Raw genomic sequence first — 18325 nt, 5'->3', positions numbered from 1 at the left:
TCTAAAGGATGTAGAAGAGGGGGAACAGGAACAGCCAGACGATGTCGACGAAGTGCCAGTACAATCCGAAGTACTCTATGGCCCTATCGTCGCCTTGGTAGGCCCCGTTCCATGCCCGGACGGTCATGTACGCACAGATGATGAGCCCGATAGTGACGTGGGCTCCGTGGAGCCCGGTCGTCAGGTAGAACGTCGACGACGCGATGTTCGTCGAGAGATTCCACCCGTTCGGGAAGGTCTCTGTGCTGATGTGGAACAGGTGCTGCCACTCCAGTCCCTTGTTGATGAGGAAGCCGACCCCGAGCGCGAACGTTCCGACCAGCGCGGCAACGGTCCCGCGCTTGCTCTCCCGTTCGGCGGCGACCATCGCCAGCACGACGAGGAAACTCGACGTGAGCAACAGGTACGTGTTGATGAGGCCGGGCATGGTCACGTGCTCGGCGGGGATGAGGTCATGATGCCAGGCCGTCCAGCCGTAGGCGACCCGGACAAAGGCGTAGGAGCCGATGAACGCCCCGAACAGGACGATGTCGCTGGCGAGGAACGTCCACATCCCGAGTTTCATCTTTTCGACTTTCTCGAAGGGCCACCGTTCGGCGATGGCCATCTCCGGCGCGTGGAACGGCTCGCGGGTCATGCCGACAAGCGACCCGAACGTCGCCACCCCGCCGACGGCAACCATGGACAGGTAGAACACGCTTCCCGTCCGCACACCCGAGAGCCCGAGAAACGCGATGAAGCCGCCGAGGCTGACGAGGAACGGCCAGAAGCTGGCGTGGCTGGCGTGTTCTTCGCCGCCGACCTCGTGGGTCGACTCCACTCCAGTGGCCGTCACCGTGGCCCTCGCCGTCACCGCGCCGCCGTCCGTCGCGGTCCCGCCGTCGGTCGCCGCGTGGCCATGCGCTGCGGCTCCGGGCGTACTCTCGGTACGCTCGGCGACCGTCTCGTCCTCAAGGAACGCCAGTTTCCCGCTGGCGTAACTCGGTACGCCGGGGAAGTTCTCCAGCGGCGGCGGCGAGGAGGTCGCCCACTCGGCAGAGGTGGCGTACTCCCAGGGGTTCGGCCCGACATCTTCCCCGCGCCAGAGGCTCACGAAGAGGTTGTAGAACATGAGCAGGAAGCTCGCGCCCAAAATGAACCCGCCGACGGTAGCCATGGTGTGCCATATCTGCAGGCCGTCGGGGTAGACGAACACGCGCCGCGGCGTCTCCCAGGCGATGAACATCGGGAAGTACAGCAGATTGAACCCGAGGAAGTAGACGCCGAACTGTATCTTCCCCAGTCGTTCGTTGTACATCTTCCCCGTTATCTTCGGATACCAGTAGTACAGGCCGCCGAACAGCGCCGTCGCGCCCGCGACCATCACGTAATGGAAGTGCGCGACGACCCAGTAGGTCCCACGGAACTGGTAGTCGAGCACGATTGCGCCGAGGAAGACGCCGGTGATGCCGCCGATGATGAACAGGATGAGCGCGCCAAGCGAGAATAGGAACGGCGTCGTGAACCGGACCCGCCCCTTCGCCATCGTGTAGATGAGCGAGAATACCATCAGGTCAAAGGGGAGGGATATCCCGATGGTCGTCGCCATGAAGATGGTCTTGATGGGGAGGTTGATCCCGGTCAGGAACATGTGGTGCATCCAGACGACGAAGCTCTGGAGCGCCACCAGCACCATCGAGATGATGAACCACTTCCGGCCGACCAGCCGCCGACCGGTGAAGGTCTGGAAGCACTCGGCCATCACGCCAAGCGCGGGGAAGAAGACGATGTACACCTCTGGATGGCCGAAGAACCAGAACAGGTGCGCCCAGAGCAGCGACGCACCCGGGTTGTCTGCATCGGTCGCCATCGTCGTCCCGTCGATGGAGTACTGGAAGTATGTCGTCCCGAGGATGTGGTCGGATGCGAGTATCATCAGCGCCGCAAGCAGCGCCGCGAAGGCAAACAGCATCATCCAGACGGTGAGATTGATAGACAGCGAGAAGATAGGGATGTCCCGCATCCGCAGCCCTTCGGCTCGCATGCGGTACATCGTCGTCAGGAAGTTCACCGACCCCAGCGTCACCGCGGCGGTGAACATGATGAGCGCCAACACGACCGAGGTCGCACCCAGCCCCTCGCCCGGAATATAGGCCGGCGTGTTCAGCGGGGCGTACATCGTCCACCCGCCCGCGAAGGTGGTCCCCTGGAAGAACGAGACGCCCATCAGGATACCAGAGAACAGGTACAGCCAGTATGACAGCGCGTTCAGCCGCGGGAAAGCGAGGTCGTCCGCCCCGATCTGCAGCGGGACGACATAGTTCGCAAACCCGAAGGCGAACGGCGAGATGAACCAGAACACCATCAGGAGACCGTGGGTCGACACCGCCTGATTGTACCCCATCGAGCCCAGCAGGTCAGCGCCCGAGGAAATCAGTTCGAGGCGGAACAGCAGGGCGAGGACGCCGCCGAACACCAGGAAGAACAGCGCAGTGATGAGATACAGCACGCCGATGTCCTTGTGGTTAGTCGTGAGGAACCACCGGCTGACCGACGATTTGGGCGGCAGACCGTGTTCGTGGTCTTGGCTCATACCGGGACACCTCCCACGACGGCGGGTGCAATCCGGTGGGCAGCACCGCCGGTTTCGTTCCCGTTGGTCTCCGTTTCGTTGGTGCCCGCAGTGTCAGCGTACCACTCCTCGTACTCGTCCTGTGGCATCACAACTACGTCCGTCGTCATCAGCGAGTGGCCGCTGCCACACAGTTCGTAGCACTTGGCGGTGTAGGTCCCCGTCTCATTGGCCGTGAACCAGGCCGACGTGTACTGACCCGGGACGGCGTCGGTCTTGACTCGCAACTCCGGGATCCCGAAGTTATGGAACACGTCCGTCGAGGTCACCTGTAATCTGACCACCCGGTCCTGTGGCACCCGGAGCGTGTTCGTTGTGTGCCCGTTCGGGTACACGAAGTCCCAGCCGAAGCGGTACCCTTCCACGTCGATTTCCAGTGCCTCCTCCTGTGCCGGGTCGGGGCCCTGTTCGATGTACAGCAGTTGCGAGTACGTCCAGGCGATGAGTGAGACGACGATGACCGCGCTGATGCTGAACGAGTAGAACACCTTCCGCCCACCCGCGCCGCCGGTTGGCATCTCACCCATTTCTGGGCGCTCAACCTTGTCAGCATACGGGTCCCCGCCCCCGTCGTCGCGATACTTGAGCGCGTGGTACAGCGTGTACGCCACGACGACCACCCCGACGGCTGTTCCCAGTAGCAGGAACACCTCGAAGATCTGGTTGAACACCGCACTGGGGGCCCTGACGTCGCCGCCATGCAAGGGGAACACAAACATGGCGTATGTTATCATGGGTGCCGCCATTTTATCATGATTCTTCCCACCCTGTAATAGGTATTGCGGACAAATATCTGACATATTTGGTTTAGTAGCCTAACGTGTGCGGGAACTTTTTTATCTATTGGCATGTTACAACACACCATGGAAGACACGTCATCCGGCGTTGAGGACCCGCCTATCAACGACGACGGACTCACAGAGGTCGAGGAGTTCGATAGCCTCGCCGGGATTCTCGCCGACGGTGTCGTCGGTGCCGCTGGCGGACTGGTCGGGACAGCGATGATGACCGTCGTCTTCCTCATCGCCCAGTCACTGGGCGCGTTCAACCTCAACGACTTCGCCATCCTCACCGAGCTTGTGGGTCTGACCGGCTATGTCCCAGAGGTACTGTTCGGCTTCGTCATCTTCCTCGGCGGCGGGATGTTCCCGTGGCCGCTGCTGTTCGCCTCGCTGAAAGCATACCTCCCTGGCCAGTCTGACCCTGTCAGTGGCGCGTTCTTCGGCGGCGCGATGTGGACTGGGTTCGTGCTCGCTTTCTACACTGACCAGTCCGGACTCACACTGGTACTGTACGCGGTGCTAACGCTCGTCGCCCACGTCGTCTACGGCATCGGACTCGGCGCGGTGTTTAACTACTTCTCGACGCGCCCGGACTCTATCGTCTGAGGCTGAGGTCCAGTCGAGACTGCGGCTATTCTGTTGTCACCGTCTCCGACGCGATGAGCGTCGTCGCACGATGTGTTGCAGACGCGACTTGGAAGTGAACCGTCTGCTCGCCACTCTCGTATACATCGCCCAGTTGATCGGCAAGGTCGAGGCTCCCGCTTGTCGAGCCATCGCCGTAGTGGACGTGCCGCGAATCGCTTGGGATGACCTCGCCGGTCGGCACCGAATTGGTGTTGATGATCGTGTGTAGATGGCCCGTATTTGCCGTGATACCGTCGCTAGTCGGCCCGATAGTGTAGTTCTCGACACTGGCTTCCCAGTCGACGACGCTCCCGTCGATGTTCGTCTCGACACTGAGGCTTGCCTCGTCGCTGACGGTCACATCGATGCTGTCGGTCAGTGCCATCGCTGTGTGTGCGCCGTCCCCCAGTTGGAGGTGCAGCGTATGTTCGCCAGGGTCGAGTGCTACCACTCCGTTTCGCTGCCCGGTCCCGTAGTGGATATGGGTGTCGTCGGCCGGAATCGTCTCGCCCGGTGTCACGGGGTCGCTATCGACGATGATGTGGTAGTGCCCGGCTCCGCTGGTCACTTCCCCTGCCTCTTCGATGGTGACACCGTCGGCGACGGCCTGCCACTGTACTGATGGGCTGGTAAGGGTCGCAGCATCGTCTGGGACCGCAAAGGAGATCCTGGCATCCTGCCCGACGCCGTTCCGGTATTCTTCAGCGGCCGCTTCGGTTGCGTCAGTTTCTGTTCCGTTCGATGGCGTTGTCGCCATGCTATCAGTGCCTCCTGTCTGGGTCGGTGTCTCCGCGCCTCCGCCCGATTGTTCCTCGCTACAGCCCGCGAGTACAGTCGCTACAGCAGTCGAGACGCCACAGACGAACGTCCGGCGTGTGAGTCTGTCGACCATAGTACGTCGCGGGAACTGTTGCTCCGCGAACACTTAAGCGATTGATCGGCCGTAAATACGGCCTTGGATAGAATGTCACACCGGTTGCCGATCATCGGTTAGACCTGTGTCTGCAGTCAGTTACACCGGAACCGGTACGTTCGGGAGGAAGATTGCTGGACGACGCAAGCGACGCGCTGGCTACCGGCGGAGAATGTGGCGCGCCTGCCGTGACGTAGCTGTCCCGAACTCAGGCTTCAGCTTCTGCGTCGGCGTCGCCGTCCGCCTCCGCGTCCGCCTCCGCGTCTGCCCCGTCCTCGCCCTCGAACTCTTCGAGTGTGCTGCGAAGCTGTGGGATCGTCGCCGTGAGGTCGCCGACCTGCTCGCGGGCGTCGTCGACGTTGTCGATGAGGTCCGTGATGGTCTCGATCTCCTCGGCGAGATCGTCGGCGTCCTCGAAGGCGTCCGCGCGTTCGCCCATCGTGTACCACTTCTTCGCGTCGCGGAGGTGCTCCTCGGCGTCGCCCACGTCGAGTGCCGTCTTGAGCGAGTTCAGCACGCCGAGCGTGTTGTCGGCTTCCACGTCCCAGACTGAATCGGCTTCAGGGAGCGCATCGCGGGCCTTCGCGAGTGACTCCTCGACATCCGTTCGCATCTCGTTTGCGGCCTCGCCGAACAGTTCGTCGTCGTCCAGACTTGACTGGCTCATACGGAACCGTTGGTACGGTGAGGGATTAAAAGCCCGCCTGAAAGTGAAAGTGAAACCGCAGGACGTGACCCGGCGGTAATCCTTGAAACCGAAAAGCCGTTGTGGCTACTCGGCCCGGATGTCCGAACGCACCTCAGGAATCGGGTCCATGTCGGCGTCAATGTCACCCAGCACGAGCATCGCGTAGTATCGCAGGAACGTCGTCAAGGGGACCTGAATGAACGCACCGATGACGAACAGGACCAGCAGTCCCAACAGCCCGACAATCCCGGCCAGGACTACGCCGACGGTATTCTGGAGCGCGAGATACAGCGCAGCTGCAACGAGCCCAAACGGGATCAGCACGACGATGAATGCGATAATGCCGAGAATCGCACTAACGATACCGACACCGATCTGGAGGACAATGGAGAAAAACAGGTAGGCGAGGTACTGCTTGGGATGGCGTTTGATCGACCCCCAGAGCCGCGACCAACCGGAGAGGACGCCGTCGTTGTCCGCCGTCATCAGCGGGACAACAAACACCGTGGTGAAGCCGAAGACGATACCATAGCTTATCGCGAGCACCGCGAACACGGCAATGAACAGTCCCGATAGCGCGAGGACGCTTGACGCCCCGACGTTTGCGGCCTCACCACCGAGCGCCAGGAAGAACACGGCTGCACCGATCACGAGCGCGACGCCGAGCCAGATAATCCCGAGGACAAGCCGAAACAGGAACAGCCGTATTCCATCACCGACGTGCTCGCTGAAATACCGGCGGACGTGTATTTCGCGGTCGATGAGCGCCTGGGTCAACACGAACTCCATGAAGTTACTCAGGATACCGTACGCGAGCGCTAGCAGAATGAACAGGCCGAAAACGGCGAACACAAGCAGCCCGGCCCCGGCGAGTAGTTCGTCCGGCGCACCGGACGGGACACCGGGTTCAGAGACTTGCATAGCGAGGTCCCCTGGTAGGGACAGCGCACTTTCAAGCGGCGCGGTCAGCTGAAAGTCGCTTCCCGGGCCGCTGGGCCCGCTCGGTCCGCCGTTCCCGCCGAAATCACCGAAGTTGCTGAACGACTGGACGTTGTTCAGCCCGACACCGCCGCCACCGATGAAGAACACGACGAACGCCATCCGGAGCCATGTCCCTTTCTCAAAAGGGAATAGAAACGACTTCGTCGCGTCGATTGCGTCGTCGATATCGTCGACTGCGTGGAGGGCCATGTCGGACGTCTCACAGCCCGCTCTGGTAAAATTTTCGGGGCTATGTCAAGGATTCAGGCCGCTCTCTGGCTATTTCACTCCTGCACTTCGTTGACTTGCATCAGCGGATATCCGTCTTCCATCGCCATGCTCGTCTCGACCGTGACCCCCTCGTACTCGATTTGCATCTCGACATCAATGAGCCGCCCGGTGAGTTCTGTGTAGTCCGCTCCGCCCTCGGCGATAGCGGTTTCCAGTGCTTCTGTGCGGACGCTGACGGTGACCGCCTCACAGAACGGCTGATTCTCGATGGCCTCCTCCATCGCCGCCGCGAGCGAGTCGGCGCTCTCCGGACTGATTGGTGTCCCTGTGAACTGGTGATACAGCGACCCGAACTTGACGCCCGCTTCGAAACACGCCGCTTGCGGAGCTGTGGGTTCCATACAATCGGTCCGGCTGGGCGACACAAAAGCGAACCGCAAGCTACCTATTGCGTGCGACGTATCCTCTCATACGAATGGACGACCCGGTTCTGCTCACCGGCGCTGGCGGCGCTGTCGGGGCGGCCATCCTCGAAGGACTCGAGGACGCTTACGAGTGGAAACTCATGTTCCACAGCCCACCCGCCGAGGAGCCCGACCACGAGTACCTCGTCGGGGACGTGTCCAGCGAGGGCGACGTGGCCGCGGCGATGGACGGCGTCGGCGCCGTCATCCACCTGGCTGGCGACCCCCGGCCGGAAGCCCCCTGGGACTCCGTCCTCGAAAACAACATTGACGGCACCCAGAAGATGTACGAGGCCGCTGTCGACGAGGGCGTCGAGAAGTTCGTCTTCGCGTCCTCGAACCACGCCGTCGGCTCCTTTGAAACGGATGAGCGCACGCCCGAGATGTATCGCCCGGACGACCAGTACCGCCTCGACGGGACAGAACTCCCCCGTCCCGGTAACCTCTATGGCGTCTCGAAAGCCACCGGCGAGGTACTGGGCCGTTACTACCACGACGAGCACGGCCTCTCCGTCTGCAACATCCGTATCGGCAACCTCACTCGCGGTCACCCGCCAATCGACTATGAGCGCGGGCAGGCGATGTGGCTCTCCTACCGCGACTGTGCCCACATCCACGACTGTGCGCTGCAGGCTGACTACGAGTACGAAATCGTCTACGGCATCTCCGACAACGACCGCAAGTACTACTCCATCGAGCGCGCCAAGGACGTGCTCGGCTACGACCCACAGGACAACTCCGCGCATTTCGACGGCGAAGAACGGGTCGCCGAACCGGAACCGTAGACGACTCCCGCCGCTGTGGTCGTCCGCTATCCCGAGCCGTCGAACAGCCCACGGACGTCGTCGTCTTTCTGCTGTTCTAGTTCGACGTGATCCCGAAGCCGCTGGTAGACGACGGGCCGCTGGTCGCGCTCGCGCACGAACGAGAACAGCATCCCGGCAAACTGCGAACCGCCGTCGCCGTCGAGTTCACTCCGTGCGCGGCCAACAGCGTCAGCGACGACAGCCTCGTCGTACCGGCCAGCCTCCGCCAGCACCTCGGCGGCGATGGCCGTGGCGTCGAAATTCAGCGCGTCGTAGCCAATCGCTTCGCCCTCGTGTGTCAGCGTCGGCGGGTCCGTCGCGGCGTGGTGGGGGTCAGCCGCCGTCGCCGCGAGGAACGCCCGGACCTCGTCTACCGCCACGCCGTGATACGGGTTGGGCAGGCCGTCGAGGTACTCCGTCGCGCTCTCGGCCAACCCCTGCGCACCCGACCAGTTCTCCTCGCTGGCGTGGTGGACGACCGCGGTGAACTGGATGAGGCCGTGCAGGAATCGCTCGTCATCGCCCGAATCGAGGTCCAGCCAACGCTCTTCCCACGCGTCGTGTGCGGCGTGATAGCGACCTTCGTTGTACACTGCGATGCCGGCACGGAGATGGTCGCGCACACGGGTGGGTTCGCCTTGCGGCCGGAAAACCACATCGGCACCCGTACAACCGAACTGATTTGTCACCGACACCGCAAGTCTGCCTGTGCCACGATTCTGGCGTCGATGGCTGTTCGGCGCGGCCGGCGCGTCCGCCCTGACGATCTTCGTCTGGCAGTTCTTGGTCACTGACCCTGTGCTCCTGTCGACGTTTGCTCTGACGTTGTTCGCCGCTATTGTCGGCCTCTACACGCAACGAAATGTCCTCCCGATATTCAGCAGGGGCGGTATTTGGGGTGGGGCCTTCACCGGCGTCACCACCTACGTCGTGGTGACGCTCCAGCAGCAGCTTGCGCTCCCCGGTGATCAAGCGTTCGTGGTGTCGCTCACCGTCCTTGGCCTCGCGTCGTTTAGCCTGGCTGTCGGGAGCGCGTTGACGATAGCGTCGACCGAAAACGGGACGACTAGCCGTGACGGAAACGACCGGACAGAGATCTGAACGGTAATAGACGGTCGCTCCGACTGTCGCTCGGTGGTTTGCGTCGGCAGAAACGTCCGGACGGAGTTCCACGCGAGCATCGCGAGCGTGGAGCACGTCTGGTCGTGAATGAAGTGAACGTCTGGACGGAGGTTTGAACTCGCCGAGAAATGCTCGCTTCGCTGCGCGTTCCTCGTCTGCTCAAACATCCGCTGTCCGTCACCTCTCTTCGCGGTGGCAAGCACACGCTATGCGTTGCTCGCCGGTCTGCTTCGTGAGAATGACGTCCGGACGGAGATTTGAACTCCGGTCCCTGGCTCCGCAAGCCAAGAGGATAGTCCACTACCCTATCCGGACTCATATCGAGAGAGGGTGGTGCACCTAAAAAGGGTGACGATTCGCGTACCGTCACGCGACTGGTAGGCACACGTCGCTGCAACACTGGTTTGAGCGACGGGAGTACCTTTCAAATGTGGTACATTAGGTCAAGTATGAAGCGCCGACAACTCCTGCAATACGGAGGTCTCGGTTGTTCGATAGCGCTTGCTGGCTGCTTTGGTGGGGCTCCCGGGAGCGGGGAAACATCCACGGAGGGTGCAAGTGAAACCTCAAGTGTGAACGAGACGACATTCAGTATTACCAAGCGACAGTCCGGGTCACAGACAAGTTCGGCAACGGTGACTTTTGACGAGCATCAGGTTGTCGTTGACGGAACTATCTGGGGGTCTGACGGGTGCAAAACGGCCGATCTGACGGACATATCGTATGATACGAGTGCCGATGAACTGAGTCTCAGCGTTGGGACGAAAGAGATGCCAGATGCTGGCGACATGTGTACGCAAGCCATTATAGAAATCGACTACCGGGCTACGGTGATGTTTGAGAACGGACTCCCCGGTACGGTGGCCGTTTCTCACGACAGTGGCAACGGCCTGTGCCCTGTGACAACAGCGACACGCTAACGGCTACCTGCGCCGCTCTCACCGTGGCGGAATGGGAGTGCCTGCTGTCGGACCAGCAGACGAGGGTTTATATCCCATCCCGTGACCACCTTCGAGTCATGGACGAGATACGACCGAAATCGACCGACAGCGGCCGCTCGCTCGCCCAACGACAACGCTTAAGCGCGCCCCAGCCCAGCGTCCCATAGATAGATGGGTGCGATAGAGGACATTTACGAGGACCTAGAGACGGACGTCCCCGAGGAGGAGTTCCGCGAGGCCGTCGAGGAGAAGGTCGAGCAGATGGGTGGGCTCGCCGACGAAGAGACGGCCGCGATGCTGTTGGCCCACGAACTCAACGAGAACGAGGTCAACGCCATCGCCGATATCGAACCCGGGATGGACGAGGTCAAATTCCTCGCCAAAGTGATGGCCATCGGCGACCTGAAGACCTTCGAACGCGACGACGAGGACGAGGACGGCCGGGTCATCAACGTCGAGGCCGCCGACGAGAGCGGGAGCCTCAGGCTCGCCTTCTGGGACGGCCAGGCCGTCGACATCGACGAGGGACAACTCGAGGTCGGCGACGTACTCCGGGTCAAAGGCCGGCCGAAAGACGGCTACAACGGGCTGGAGGTGTCCGTCGATAAGGCGGAACCGGACGACGACGCCACAATCGACGTGGAGCCGGGCGCTGGTTCGTCCATCGACGCGCTGACGATGGGCCAGTCCGACGTGACGCTGCGCGGGCTCGTGCTCGACACCGACTCGATCCGGACGTTCGACCGGGACGACGGCAGTGAGGGGCGCGTCTCGAACCTCACACTCGGCGACGAGACGGGGCGCATCCGCGTGACGCTGTGGGACGACCGGGCCGACCGCGCCGATGAACTCGACGCGGGCGCGGCTGTGGAAATAATCGACGGCTACGTTCGCGAGCGGGACGGCTCGCTTGAACTCCACGTCGGCGATCAGGGGGCTGTCGACGAAGTGGAAGACGACGTGGCTTTCGAGCCCGACGCGGACCCTATCGCGGAAGTCGAACTCGAAGAGACAGCCGATATTGCCGGCGTCGTCCGCTCGGCCGACCCCAAGCGGACGTTCGACCGGGACGACGGCAGCGAGGGGCAGGTCCGGAACGTTCGCATTCAGGACGCGACGGGCGACATCCGTGTGGCGCTGTGGGGCGACAAGGCAGACAAGGACATTGCACCGGGCGACGAGGTGCTCGCGGCCGATGTTGAGATTCAGGACGGCTGGCAGGACGACAAGGAAGCATCGGCGAGCTGGAACTCCACGATTGTCGTGCTCGACGACGGGGCAGATCTGGCGACTGGTGGCGCAGGCGGCGGAGCCGGCGCTGAGACGACCGATGCCGAACACGCCGGACTGTCCTCCTTTGGCGACGAGGGGGATGACACTGACGCTGACAGCAGCGGCAACGAGGCGGCCGCAGCCAGCGCCGGCACCGGCGACACTTCTCCGGACGGTGGCGCACAGAGTGCCGGCCAGCAGGTGGAGTTTACCGGCACCGTTGTCCAGACCGGCGACCCCGTCGTACTCGACGACGGCGAGCAGACGATGAGCGTCGAAACCGGCGAGCGCGTGCAGTTAGGGCAGGAGATAACGGTCCGTGGCGAACTCCGTGACGACCGGCTTCACGCTGAGGACGTGTTCTGAGTCGCCGAGCGACGCTACGGAAACTCTTAAGACCGCAACACTCCCGGGTTTGGGTATGAGTGTCGAGCTACCGTTCGCACCGGTGGATGCTGTCATTCGGCGGAACGCGGACGGGCTCCGGGTGAGTGCCGACGCTGCGGAGGAACTGGCTCGTCGAATACAGGACTACGGCGCGTCACTTGCCGTCACAGCAGCCACGGAGGCCACCACGGACGGGCGAAAGACGCTGATGCCGGCCGACTTCGGCATCGAGCAGGTCCCCGAAAAGGATGGCCTCGAACTCCCCGTCGCGCCGGTCGACCGCATCGCACGGCTCGACATCGACGACGACTACCGCGTCGCAATGGATGCCCGCGTCGCCCTCGCGTCGCTTCTCGAAACGTACGCCGACGAAACGGCCGCCGCGGCCGCTACGTTGGCTCGTCATGCTGACCGCCGGACGATCAAGGCAGCTGACGTTGAAACGTACTTCGAACTCGAACAGTACTACTGAATGAACTTCGGCTACCGCGAGGTCTGTCTGGACCACGACACCGGGCCGCGACATCCGGAGAGTCCCGACAGACTTCGAGCGATACGGCGCGCGCTCAAGGAGCACCACGGTGTCGAGTACGTCACCGCCGACGACGCAGACCTCGACCTCGTCCGTGCGGTCCACGACACCGACTACATCGCGGAGTTCCGCGAGTTCTGCGACGACGGCGGCGGGAACTGGGATGCTGACACCGTCGCAGTCGAGGAGACGTGGGACGCTGCACTCGCGTCAGCTGGCCTCGCCGTCTGGGCGGCGGAAGCCGCGCTTGATGGCAACACCGGCCGAGATACGCCGTTCTCTCTCGGCCGGCCGCCCGGCCATCACGCTGTGGGCGACGACGCGATGGGCTTCTGTTTCATCAACAACGCGGCCGTCGCCGCACAGGCGGCGCTTGAAGCCGACGCTGACCGCGTTGCCATCTTCGACTGGGACGTTCACCACGGGAACGGCACACAGGACATCTTCTACGACCGTTCGGACGTGTTCTATGCCTCGATACACGAAGACGGGCTCTACCCCGGGACGGGCGACATCGAAGAGACCGGCAAGGGCGACGCCGACGGCACGAATCTCAACGTGAAGTACAAGCCCGGTGCTGATACCGCCGACTACCTCGCCGCAATCGACGAGTGCATTGCGCCGGCGATTAAGGACTACGACCCCGACCTGCTGCTCATCAGTGCCGGCTTCGACGCACACGAACACGATCCCATCTCACGGATGCGTGTCTCGACCGAGGGATACGGCGCGATGACCGACCGGATGCGCTCGCTCACAGACGCCTGTGACGCTGCGCTGGGAGTCATTCTCGAAGGCGGCTACGGACTTGATACGCTCTCAGATTCGGTTACAACCGTTCACGAGGTCTTCGACGGTTACCAGCCGATGGAGCCGGACGATGATGTCAGCGACGACGCCCGCGATGTTCTCGATGAACTCGCCGATCAGGGCTTCGGATCGAAGTAGCTCGCTAGGTCGACACCGAAGCCGTCGGCAAGCACTGCGATATCTGTGCCGACCAGTACTTCGTACCCGTTCTCCAGCGCCGACTCGATCCGCCGTCCCAGCCCAACGTCGTAGACGGCATCACTCGACAGGAACCCAGTAGCTGTGGTAAACGCTCGCTGCCGTTCGACGACGTATCGGTCGCCGTCGATGAAGGGACCGGCCACCTCGGGGTCATCGTCGTACTTCTCGAAGAACCCGCTCGCGTGCTCGCGGACGTGCACCGGCGGCCCCTCATGGCGCTCGACAGCCGGCCGCTCGGCGACGGAGAATTCGAGCAGCAAAACGGCGTCCCGTTCCTGATTCTCGTTGGCCACCGGTTCCGCCTCACCGCTTCCGTCCTCGACAAACGCAGCCGATCGCAGGACCTCGAACTCACGACGGTCGAGTTCGCTACAGAGCCCGCCGAGGGACTTCCGGAGCTGTGGCCAGAGTTGGTCGTCGACGACATCCGGGGCCGCGAAGCGAAGCGCGACCGGCGTTGTCTCCCGCTGTGACACCGCGGCTTCAACCTCCGCTGCTTCGAACGGGTCCGGGTCGTCTTCAGTGAACAGCGACGCCCGCGGCTCGGCGAGAAGGTCCCGGGCGTAGTGCTGGAGCGTGGCGACGTTCGTTTCGGACAGGACCGCCGCGACGTTGCGCTCCGGGTCCGTCGGGTCGATGACGACCAGCGGGTCGTCGAACGTCTCGCTCCCGTGGTCCTCGGGGTCCAGCCGAACCGGCGGGTGCCAGTCCGCGACCGCTTCGAGGAACGCCCGGAACCCACCGAACTCAAGCACCAGCAGCTCCGTCAGATAGCCCGAGAATCCGCGCGTCCGGAGGTCGCTCCCGTAGACGCCGATCCCCTTTAGGAACTGCTTTGCCACCCGCACCTCTGCTGCGCTGGTGTCGTCCAGTCGCTCCTGCAGGTATCTGGTGTGAAACGGTGTCCGGTCGACCGCGGACTGAATTTCTGTGGCGTCCTCGACCGCATAACAGGGCACGAGGTCCACGGCGTACCCCTCGCGCTCGCCGACGACGTAGGGGTGTTCGGCGTACTCTCCGCGCCCATCGGGCAGGACGTCGTGCCCGACGGCCAGCCCGTACTCCTCCAGCGTTTCACGCTCGATAGACGGCGGAAAGCAGACGAACACGTCCACGTCTCGGTCCCCAGCGGTCCACGTTCCCCGTGCCGTCGAGCCGACCTGCACGACCTCAGCCTCGACCGGGAGGTCGGCGATGGCTGCTTCGGCGTCGGCCATCACCGCGTCGGCAACCCGCTGTAATTGCGCTCGTTCGTCGTCAGTGGGCGAGACCCGCGCTCGCACCGTATCGACGACGGCGTCGAACTCATCGCTCATACCGCCGCTTGCGCACAAGTGCGTGAAAGCGTGTCGATGCCGACTGGAAACGAAAGCCCTAATTACCAACTCTGGCAATGATTGAATGCGTTCGCGCCGCCGTAGCTCAGTTGGTAGAGCACCTGGTTGTTACCCAGGTTGTCCCAGGTTCGAGCCCTGGCGGTGGCGTCGTTCTTTCATTCATTAAATGACGAGCGCTGCGACTCCGCCGCTGTCGGCTTTTGGAGGCGCTGGATGATGACATACACAGCCGATGCCGGAGCTCTCTGTATTGGCCGATTGCATCTCCGAACCCCACCACTCCAACCCGACAGGCTAAAGATGCGGACTCATCAACACCATTCTGAAGGGCCCTTAGCTTAGTCTGGTTAAAGCGATCGGCTCATAACCGATTGAGCGCTGGTTCAAATCCGGCAGGGCCCATTTCTGCTGTCTCAAAGCCGTCTGTAAGATGGCTATCTGCGGAACCGAACAGCCCCAGCGCTTCGGGACCACTTTCGCTCACCGCCCGCTGCTCACTCGTCCACGACGACGACCTTGACTTGCTGGACGCCGCCAATCGCCCGGAGTCGGTTGGCAAGTTCAGTAATTCTGTCGCCCGCGCCCTCGACGACCAGCGTCTCCATACAGGTGTCGTGGGAGAGATGAATATGCTGGACGGAGGTGATGATGTTGGCCATCTCGTGTTGGACCGTCTGGAGTTCGTCAGCGATGCCCGAGACGTGGTGGTCGTGGACGATAACAATGGTTCCGTGGTGGTGTTGTTCGTCACCGGATTCCCACTCGTAGGTCGCAAAGAAGTCACGGAGCGAATCTCGTATCGCCTCCGACCGGCTCGCGTATTCCCACTCGTCGACGATGCCGTCGAGTCGGTCGACCATCGACGACGGGAGTGTCAGACTGATCCGGTCGAGATCGTCACTCATGTGTGTCGATAGGGACGGGGCCGCATATGGGTATCCGGGCTTCGGTAATACTCACCCGCCGGCAGTAATACTGCCCGATGAAAAAGTATTATTACCGCGCCGGGGCCAGACCTGAGTAGTATGCACATTCCCGACGGATATATCGATCTGCCGCTTGCATTGCTGTTTGGTGCGCTTGCGGTCGTCGTTTTGAGCGTTGCTGCGAAGCGCGTCAACGGTGAAATATCCGATTCGCGCGCACCGTTGCTCGGCGTCGTCGCGGCGAGCATCTTCGCCGCACAGATGCTCGACTGGCCGATTCCGGGTGGCACCAGCGCCCACTTCGTCGGGGGCGCGTTCGCGGCGATTCTTCTTGGCCCGCATCTGGGCGCACTCTGTGTCGCGACTGTCGTCACGATTCAGGCGCTCGTCTTCGGTGACGGCGGGCTCGTGGTGCTTGGCGCGAACGTATTCAACATGGCTGTCGTCGAGGTGTATGTCGGATACGCCATCTATCGCCTGCTCGTCCCCTACGGGGAGTTCCGGGCCGCCTTCGCCGCGGGGTGGCTGGGAATCACGGCCGGCGCACTGACCGCTGCACTCCAGCTCGGCCTCTCCTCGGCGTTCCAGTACCAGTTGCTGACGACGCTATCGATAATGGGCGTCGGGCATCTCGTGCTGGGGCTGATTGAGGGGGCCATCACCGCCTCGGTGTACCGCTACCTCGCCCGCGCTCGACCTGACCTGCGACCGAACGCCGCTCCGGAGGTGAGCGCGTGATGGCCTGGAATCGCCCCGACTGGCTGCCTCGTGCGCTCGCCGCGCTACTGATCCTAACGCTGCTTGCCCCGGTATTCGGGTGGGCGGCTGGCCAGGTCGGCTACGCTGAACCGCTGGAGAATGCCGCCGAAGCGACCGGCGCGACAGAACACGCCACCGCCGTCGGTACCGCGCTGTTTCCGGACTACGGCGTCCCCGGTTTCGGCGGCGCGACTGGGACGTTCGTGTCAGCTGTCGTCGGGACGGCGCTGACGCTCCTCCTCGGGGCTGGCATCGGACGCTTGCTCGGGACGGATACCGACGGGCGACAGTAGCGTATGTCCGGCAGGGACCTGCTCGACCGGACGGTCGCAGCCATCGCGGCCAGCGCCCAGTGGTTCCTGCTTGCAGAGGACCTGCCGGATCGGGACGGGTTTCTCCAGGCCGTCACGCCGACGGTCAAGCTCGTCGGCACCACGACGCTCGTCACCCTGACTGTGACACAGCGGGCGCTGGCAGTCGTTAGTGCGCTCGCGCTGTTCGCCACGGCGCTCGCGGCCCTTTCTCGTGTCCCCGTCCGGACCTTCCTGAGTCGGTTAACCGGGCCGCCGGCCTTCGCGCTCGTCGTCGTCGCCCCGCAAGCGTTCTTGATGGGTGGCCCCTCACTGGGTGGACTACCACTCTCGGCCCCTGGCGTCGACTACGTACTCACGTTCGCTGTCCGTGTAACCGCGTGCGTCGGCTTCCTCTCCGTCCTGCTGTTGACGACTCGTTTCGCCGACCTGCTGGCGGCGTTTCGCCGGCTCCGAGCGCCGCCGATTGCCGTCTCACTGCTCGGAATCACGTATCGCTATCTGCTCCTCTTTTTCGCCGAACTCGAACGCATGGTCCGGGCTCGACGAAGCCGAACCATCGCCGAGCCGAGCCTCCGACAGAACTGGCGCGATTCAGGGCACTTCGTGGGCTCGTTTCTCGTTCGGAGCCTAGAGCGCGGCGAACGGGTCCAGCGGGCCGCTCGCGCCCGCGGCGGCACTGGACCGACGCCGGTACAGCCGAGGGAACCACTCGGACGAGCTGATCTCGCTTTCGGATTGCTCGTCACACTCGTTGTCGTGGTGGTGGTCGCGTGACCGCCATTGAGGCCACTGCCCTCCGATATGCCTACCCCGACGAGACGCTGGCCATCGACAGTGTCGACGCGTCTATCGAGCGCGGCGAGCGTGTGGCATTACTTGGCCCGAACGGGGCTGGCAAGTCGACGCTGCTAGAGTTGCTGGGTGGCCTGGTCGATCCTGACGGCGGGCAGGTGCGGTACTTCGAGGAAACAACCGACGCCGACACCGTCCGCAGTCGGCTGAGCGTCCTCACGCAGAACCCTGCCGATTACCTGTTCAATCCGACCGTCCGCGAGGACCTCGCCTACGGGCCAGCACAACTCGACTGCGACCGCGCGGAAGTCGACCGCCGCGTCGAGCGGGTCGCGGACCGGCTCGACCTCGACGGCCTCCTGTCGAAGCCGCCGTTCCGGCTTAGCGGCGGCGAACAGCGCCGAGCCGCCCTCGCCAGCGCGCTCACCGTCGAACCAGACGTGCTGCTGCTTGATGAGCCAGTGAGCAACGTCGACGCTGCGAACCGCGAAACGATTCTCGACCTGCTCGACGAACTCGCGGCCGACGGCGTCACGCTCGTCGTTTCGACGCCGGATACCGAATTCGTTCCACACGTCGCAGACCGGGTGCTGCTGCTTGACGATACCGGTACGATTGCTGCGAGGGGGCCGACCCGACGTATCCTGACAGACACTGACCTGCTGCGGGACTGTGATCTGCGCCCGCCACAGGTCGTCAGACTGTTCGAGGGGCGAACAGCGGACGTGCCGCTGACTGTCGATAGTGCCGCCGAACAGCTGGATGCGGCTGGTTTAGATACCATAGAATGACGGTCTGGATCCGAAGGCGGACTTCTAACTGACCGCTG

Annotated in this window: 19 protein-coding genes, 3 tRNA genes and 1 pseudogene; 13 read left to right on the top strand and 10 right to left on the bottom strand. The window is 62.9% G+C overall.

Annotated features, from left to right (window positions below; translation table 11 throughout):
• Position 1 precedes the first annotated feature (1 nt).
• Positions 2-2572 (bottom strand): cbb3-type cytochrome c oxidase subunit I, encoded by a 2571-nt coding sequence (locus ACODNH_RS08730; protein ID WP_306709366.1) that lies wholly within the window; start codon positions 2570-2572, stop codon positions 2-4.
• A complete protein-coding gene (coxB, locus tag ACODNH_RS08725) occupies positions 2569-3357 on the bottom strand; it encodes a cytochrome c oxidase subunit II (protein ID WP_306709364.1) in 789 nt (262 codons plus the stop codon). Before coxB ends, ACODNH_RS08730 begins: the two co-directional genes overlap by 4 nt.
• Before the next feature lie 117 nt (positions 3358-3474).
• Here coxB and ACODNH_RS08720 point away from each other — a divergent pair, with 117 nt between their 5' ends.
• Entirely contained in the window at positions 3475-3999 is a 525-nt protein-coding gene (locus ACODNH_RS08720) for a DUF6789 family protein (RefSeq protein WP_306709362.1), read from the top strand.
• A 25-nt stretch (positions 4000-4024) separates the two neighbouring features.
• Here the strand turns inward: ACODNH_RS08720 and ACODNH_RS08715 are convergent, their stop codons facing one another.
• From ACODNH_RS08715 to ACODNH_RS08700, 4 genes are all read right to left on the bottom strand, one after another.
• Complete coding sequence (locus ACODNH_RS08715; protein ID WP_306709359.1) at positions 4025-4912, bottom strand: DUF4399 domain-containing protein; 888 nt, start codon at positions 4910-4912, stop codon at positions 4025-4027.
• A 229-nt stretch (positions 4913-5141) separates the two neighbouring features.
• Positions 5142-5600, bottom strand: a complete 459-nt coding sequence (locus ACODNH_RS08710) for a DUF5790 family protein (RefSeq protein ID WP_434531270.1) — start codon at positions 5598-5600, stop codon at positions 5142-5144.
• A gap of 105 nt (positions 5601-5705) precedes the next feature.
• Positions 5706-6812, bottom strand: a complete 1107-nt coding sequence (locus ACODNH_RS08705; RefSeq protein WP_434531269.1) for a DUF7544 domain-containing protein — start codon at positions 6810-6812, stop codon at positions 5706-5708.
• 74 nt (positions 6813-6886) lie between these two features.
• Positions 6887-7234: a dihydroneopterin aldolase family protein gene (locus ACODNH_RS08700; RefSeq protein ID WP_434531268.1), complete on the bottom strand. Its 348-nt coding sequence runs from the start codon at positions 7232-7234 to the stop codon at positions 6887-6889.
• A gap of 74 nt (positions 7235-7308) precedes the next feature.
• Here ACODNH_RS08700 and azf point away from each other — a divergent pair, with 74 nt between their 5' ends.
• Positions 7309-8082 (top strand): NAD-dependent glucose-6-phosphate dehydrogenase Azf, encoded by a 774-nt coding sequence (gene azf, locus ACODNH_RS08695; protein WP_004958965.1) that lies wholly within the window; start codon positions 7309-7311, stop codon positions 8080-8082.
• A gap of 26 nt (positions 8083-8108) precedes the next feature.
• Here azf and ACODNH_RS08690 read toward each other — a convergent pair whose 3' ends face one another.
• Positions 8109-8726 carry a DUF309 domain-containing protein gene (locus ACODNH_RS08690; protein WP_306709347.1) on the bottom strand — a complete coding sequence of 206 codons (618 nt, stop codon included), beginning with the start codon at positions 8724-8726 and terminating at the stop codon, positions 8109-8111.
• Between the two features lie 85 nt (positions 8727-8811).
• Here ACODNH_RS08690 and ACODNH_RS08685 point away from each other — a divergent pair, with 85 nt between their 5' ends.
• Positions 8812-9204, top strand: a complete 393-nt coding sequence (locus ACODNH_RS08685; RefSeq protein WP_306709345.1) for a hypothetical protein — start codon at positions 8812-8814, stop codon at positions 9202-9204.
• Between the two features lie 263 nt (positions 9205-9467).
• Here the strand turns inward: ACODNH_RS08685 and ACODNH_RS08680 are convergent.
• A tRNA-Arg gene (locus ACODNH_RS08680) sits at positions 9468-9540 on the bottom strand.
• Between the two features lie 257 nt (positions 9541-9797).
• Between ACODNH_RS08680 and ACODNH_RS08675 the strand changes: the two genes are divergently transcribed.
• From ACODNH_RS08675 to ACODNH_RS08660, 4 genes are all read left to right on the top strand, one after another.
• The gene (locus tag ACODNH_RS08675; protein WP_434531267.1) at positions 9798-10145 is read left to right on the top strand and encodes a hypothetical protein; all 348 of its coding nucleotides are present in this window, start codon (positions 9798-9800) and stop codon (positions 10143-10145) included.
• Between the two features lie 192 nt (positions 10146-10337).
• Complete coding sequence (locus tag ACODNH_RS08670) at positions 10338-11804, top strand: single-stranded DNA binding protein (RefSeq protein WP_306709340.1); 1467 nt, start codon at positions 10338-10340, stop codon at positions 11802-11804.
• A 55-nt stretch (positions 11805-11859) separates the two neighbouring features.
• Positions 11860-12297: a histone gene (locus ACODNH_RS08665; protein WP_306709338.1), complete on the top strand. Its 438-nt coding sequence runs from the start codon at positions 11860-11862 to the stop codon at positions 12295-12297.
• Complete coding sequence (locus ACODNH_RS08660) at positions 12298-13305, top strand: histone deacetylase family protein (protein ID WP_306709337.1); 1008 nt, start codon at positions 12298-12300, stop codon at positions 13303-13305.
• On the opposite strand, the gene cca is transcribed toward ACODNH_RS08660, so the two are convergent.
• Positions 13284-14684, bottom strand: coding sequence for a CCA tRNA nucleotidyltransferase (cca, locus tag ACODNH_RS08655; RefSeq protein ID WP_306709334.1), 1401 nt, complete (start codon positions 14682-14684; stop codon positions 13284-13286). The genes ACODNH_RS08660 and cca overlap by 22 nt on opposite strands.
• A 95-nt stretch (positions 14685-14779) precedes the next feature.
• On the opposite strand from cca, the gene ACODNH_RS08650 reads away from it, so the two are divergent.
• Both ACODNH_RS08650 and ACODNH_RS08645 read left to right on the top strand, forming a co-directional pair.
• Positions 14780-14852 (top strand) — tRNA-Asn (locus ACODNH_RS08650).
• Between the two features lie 180 nt (positions 14853-15032).
• A tRNA-Ile gene (locus ACODNH_RS08645) sits at positions 15033-15107 on the top strand.
• Positions 15108-15199: 92 nt separating this feature from the next.
• On the opposite strand, the gene nikR is transcribed toward ACODNH_RS08645, so the two are convergent.
• Entirely contained in the window at positions 15200-15610 is a 411-nt protein-coding gene (gene nikR, locus ACODNH_RS08640; RefSeq protein ID WP_306709299.1) for a nickel-responsive transcriptional regulator NikR, read from the bottom strand.
• 120 nt (positions 15611-15730) lie between these two features.
• On the opposite strand from nikR, the gene ACODNH_RS08635 reads away from it, so the two are divergent.
• The 4 genes and pseudogenes from ACODNH_RS08635 to ACODNH_RS08620 form a co-directional block, all read left to right on the top strand.
• Positions 15731-16369, top strand: coding sequence for an energy-coupling factor ABC transporter permease (locus ACODNH_RS08635; RefSeq protein ID WP_306709297.1), 639 nt, complete (start codon positions 15731-15733; stop codon positions 16367-16369).
• Positions 16369-16683: a PDGLE domain-containing protein gene (locus ACODNH_RS08630; RefSeq protein WP_306709295.1), complete on the top strand. Its 315-nt coding sequence runs from the start codon at positions 16369-16371 to the stop codon at positions 16681-16683. Before ACODNH_RS08635 ends, ACODNH_RS08630 begins: the two co-directional genes overlap by 1 nt.
• A 3-nt stretch (positions 16684-16686) precedes the next feature.
• The gene (gene cbiQ / locus ACODNH_RS08625) at positions 16687-17478 is read left to right on the top strand and encodes a cobalt ECF transporter T component CbiQ (RefSeq protein ID WP_306709292.1); all 792 of its coding nucleotides are present in this window, start codon (positions 16687-16689) and stop codon (positions 17476-17478) included.
• Positions 17479-17525: 47 nt separating this feature from the next.
• Positions 17526-18287: pseudogene (locus tag ACODNH_RS08620) on the top strand (energy-coupling factor ABC transporter ATP-binding protein); the annotation flags it as partial.
• Positions 18288-18325: the final 38 nt, after the last annotated feature.

The organism is Haloarcula sp. NS06 (assembly GCF_051122755.1).
Taxonomy (GTDB): Archaea; Halobacteriota; Halobacteria; order Halobacteriales; family Haloarculaceae; genus Haloarcula.
This window is presented reverse-complemented; position numbering and strand designations above follow the sequence as displayed.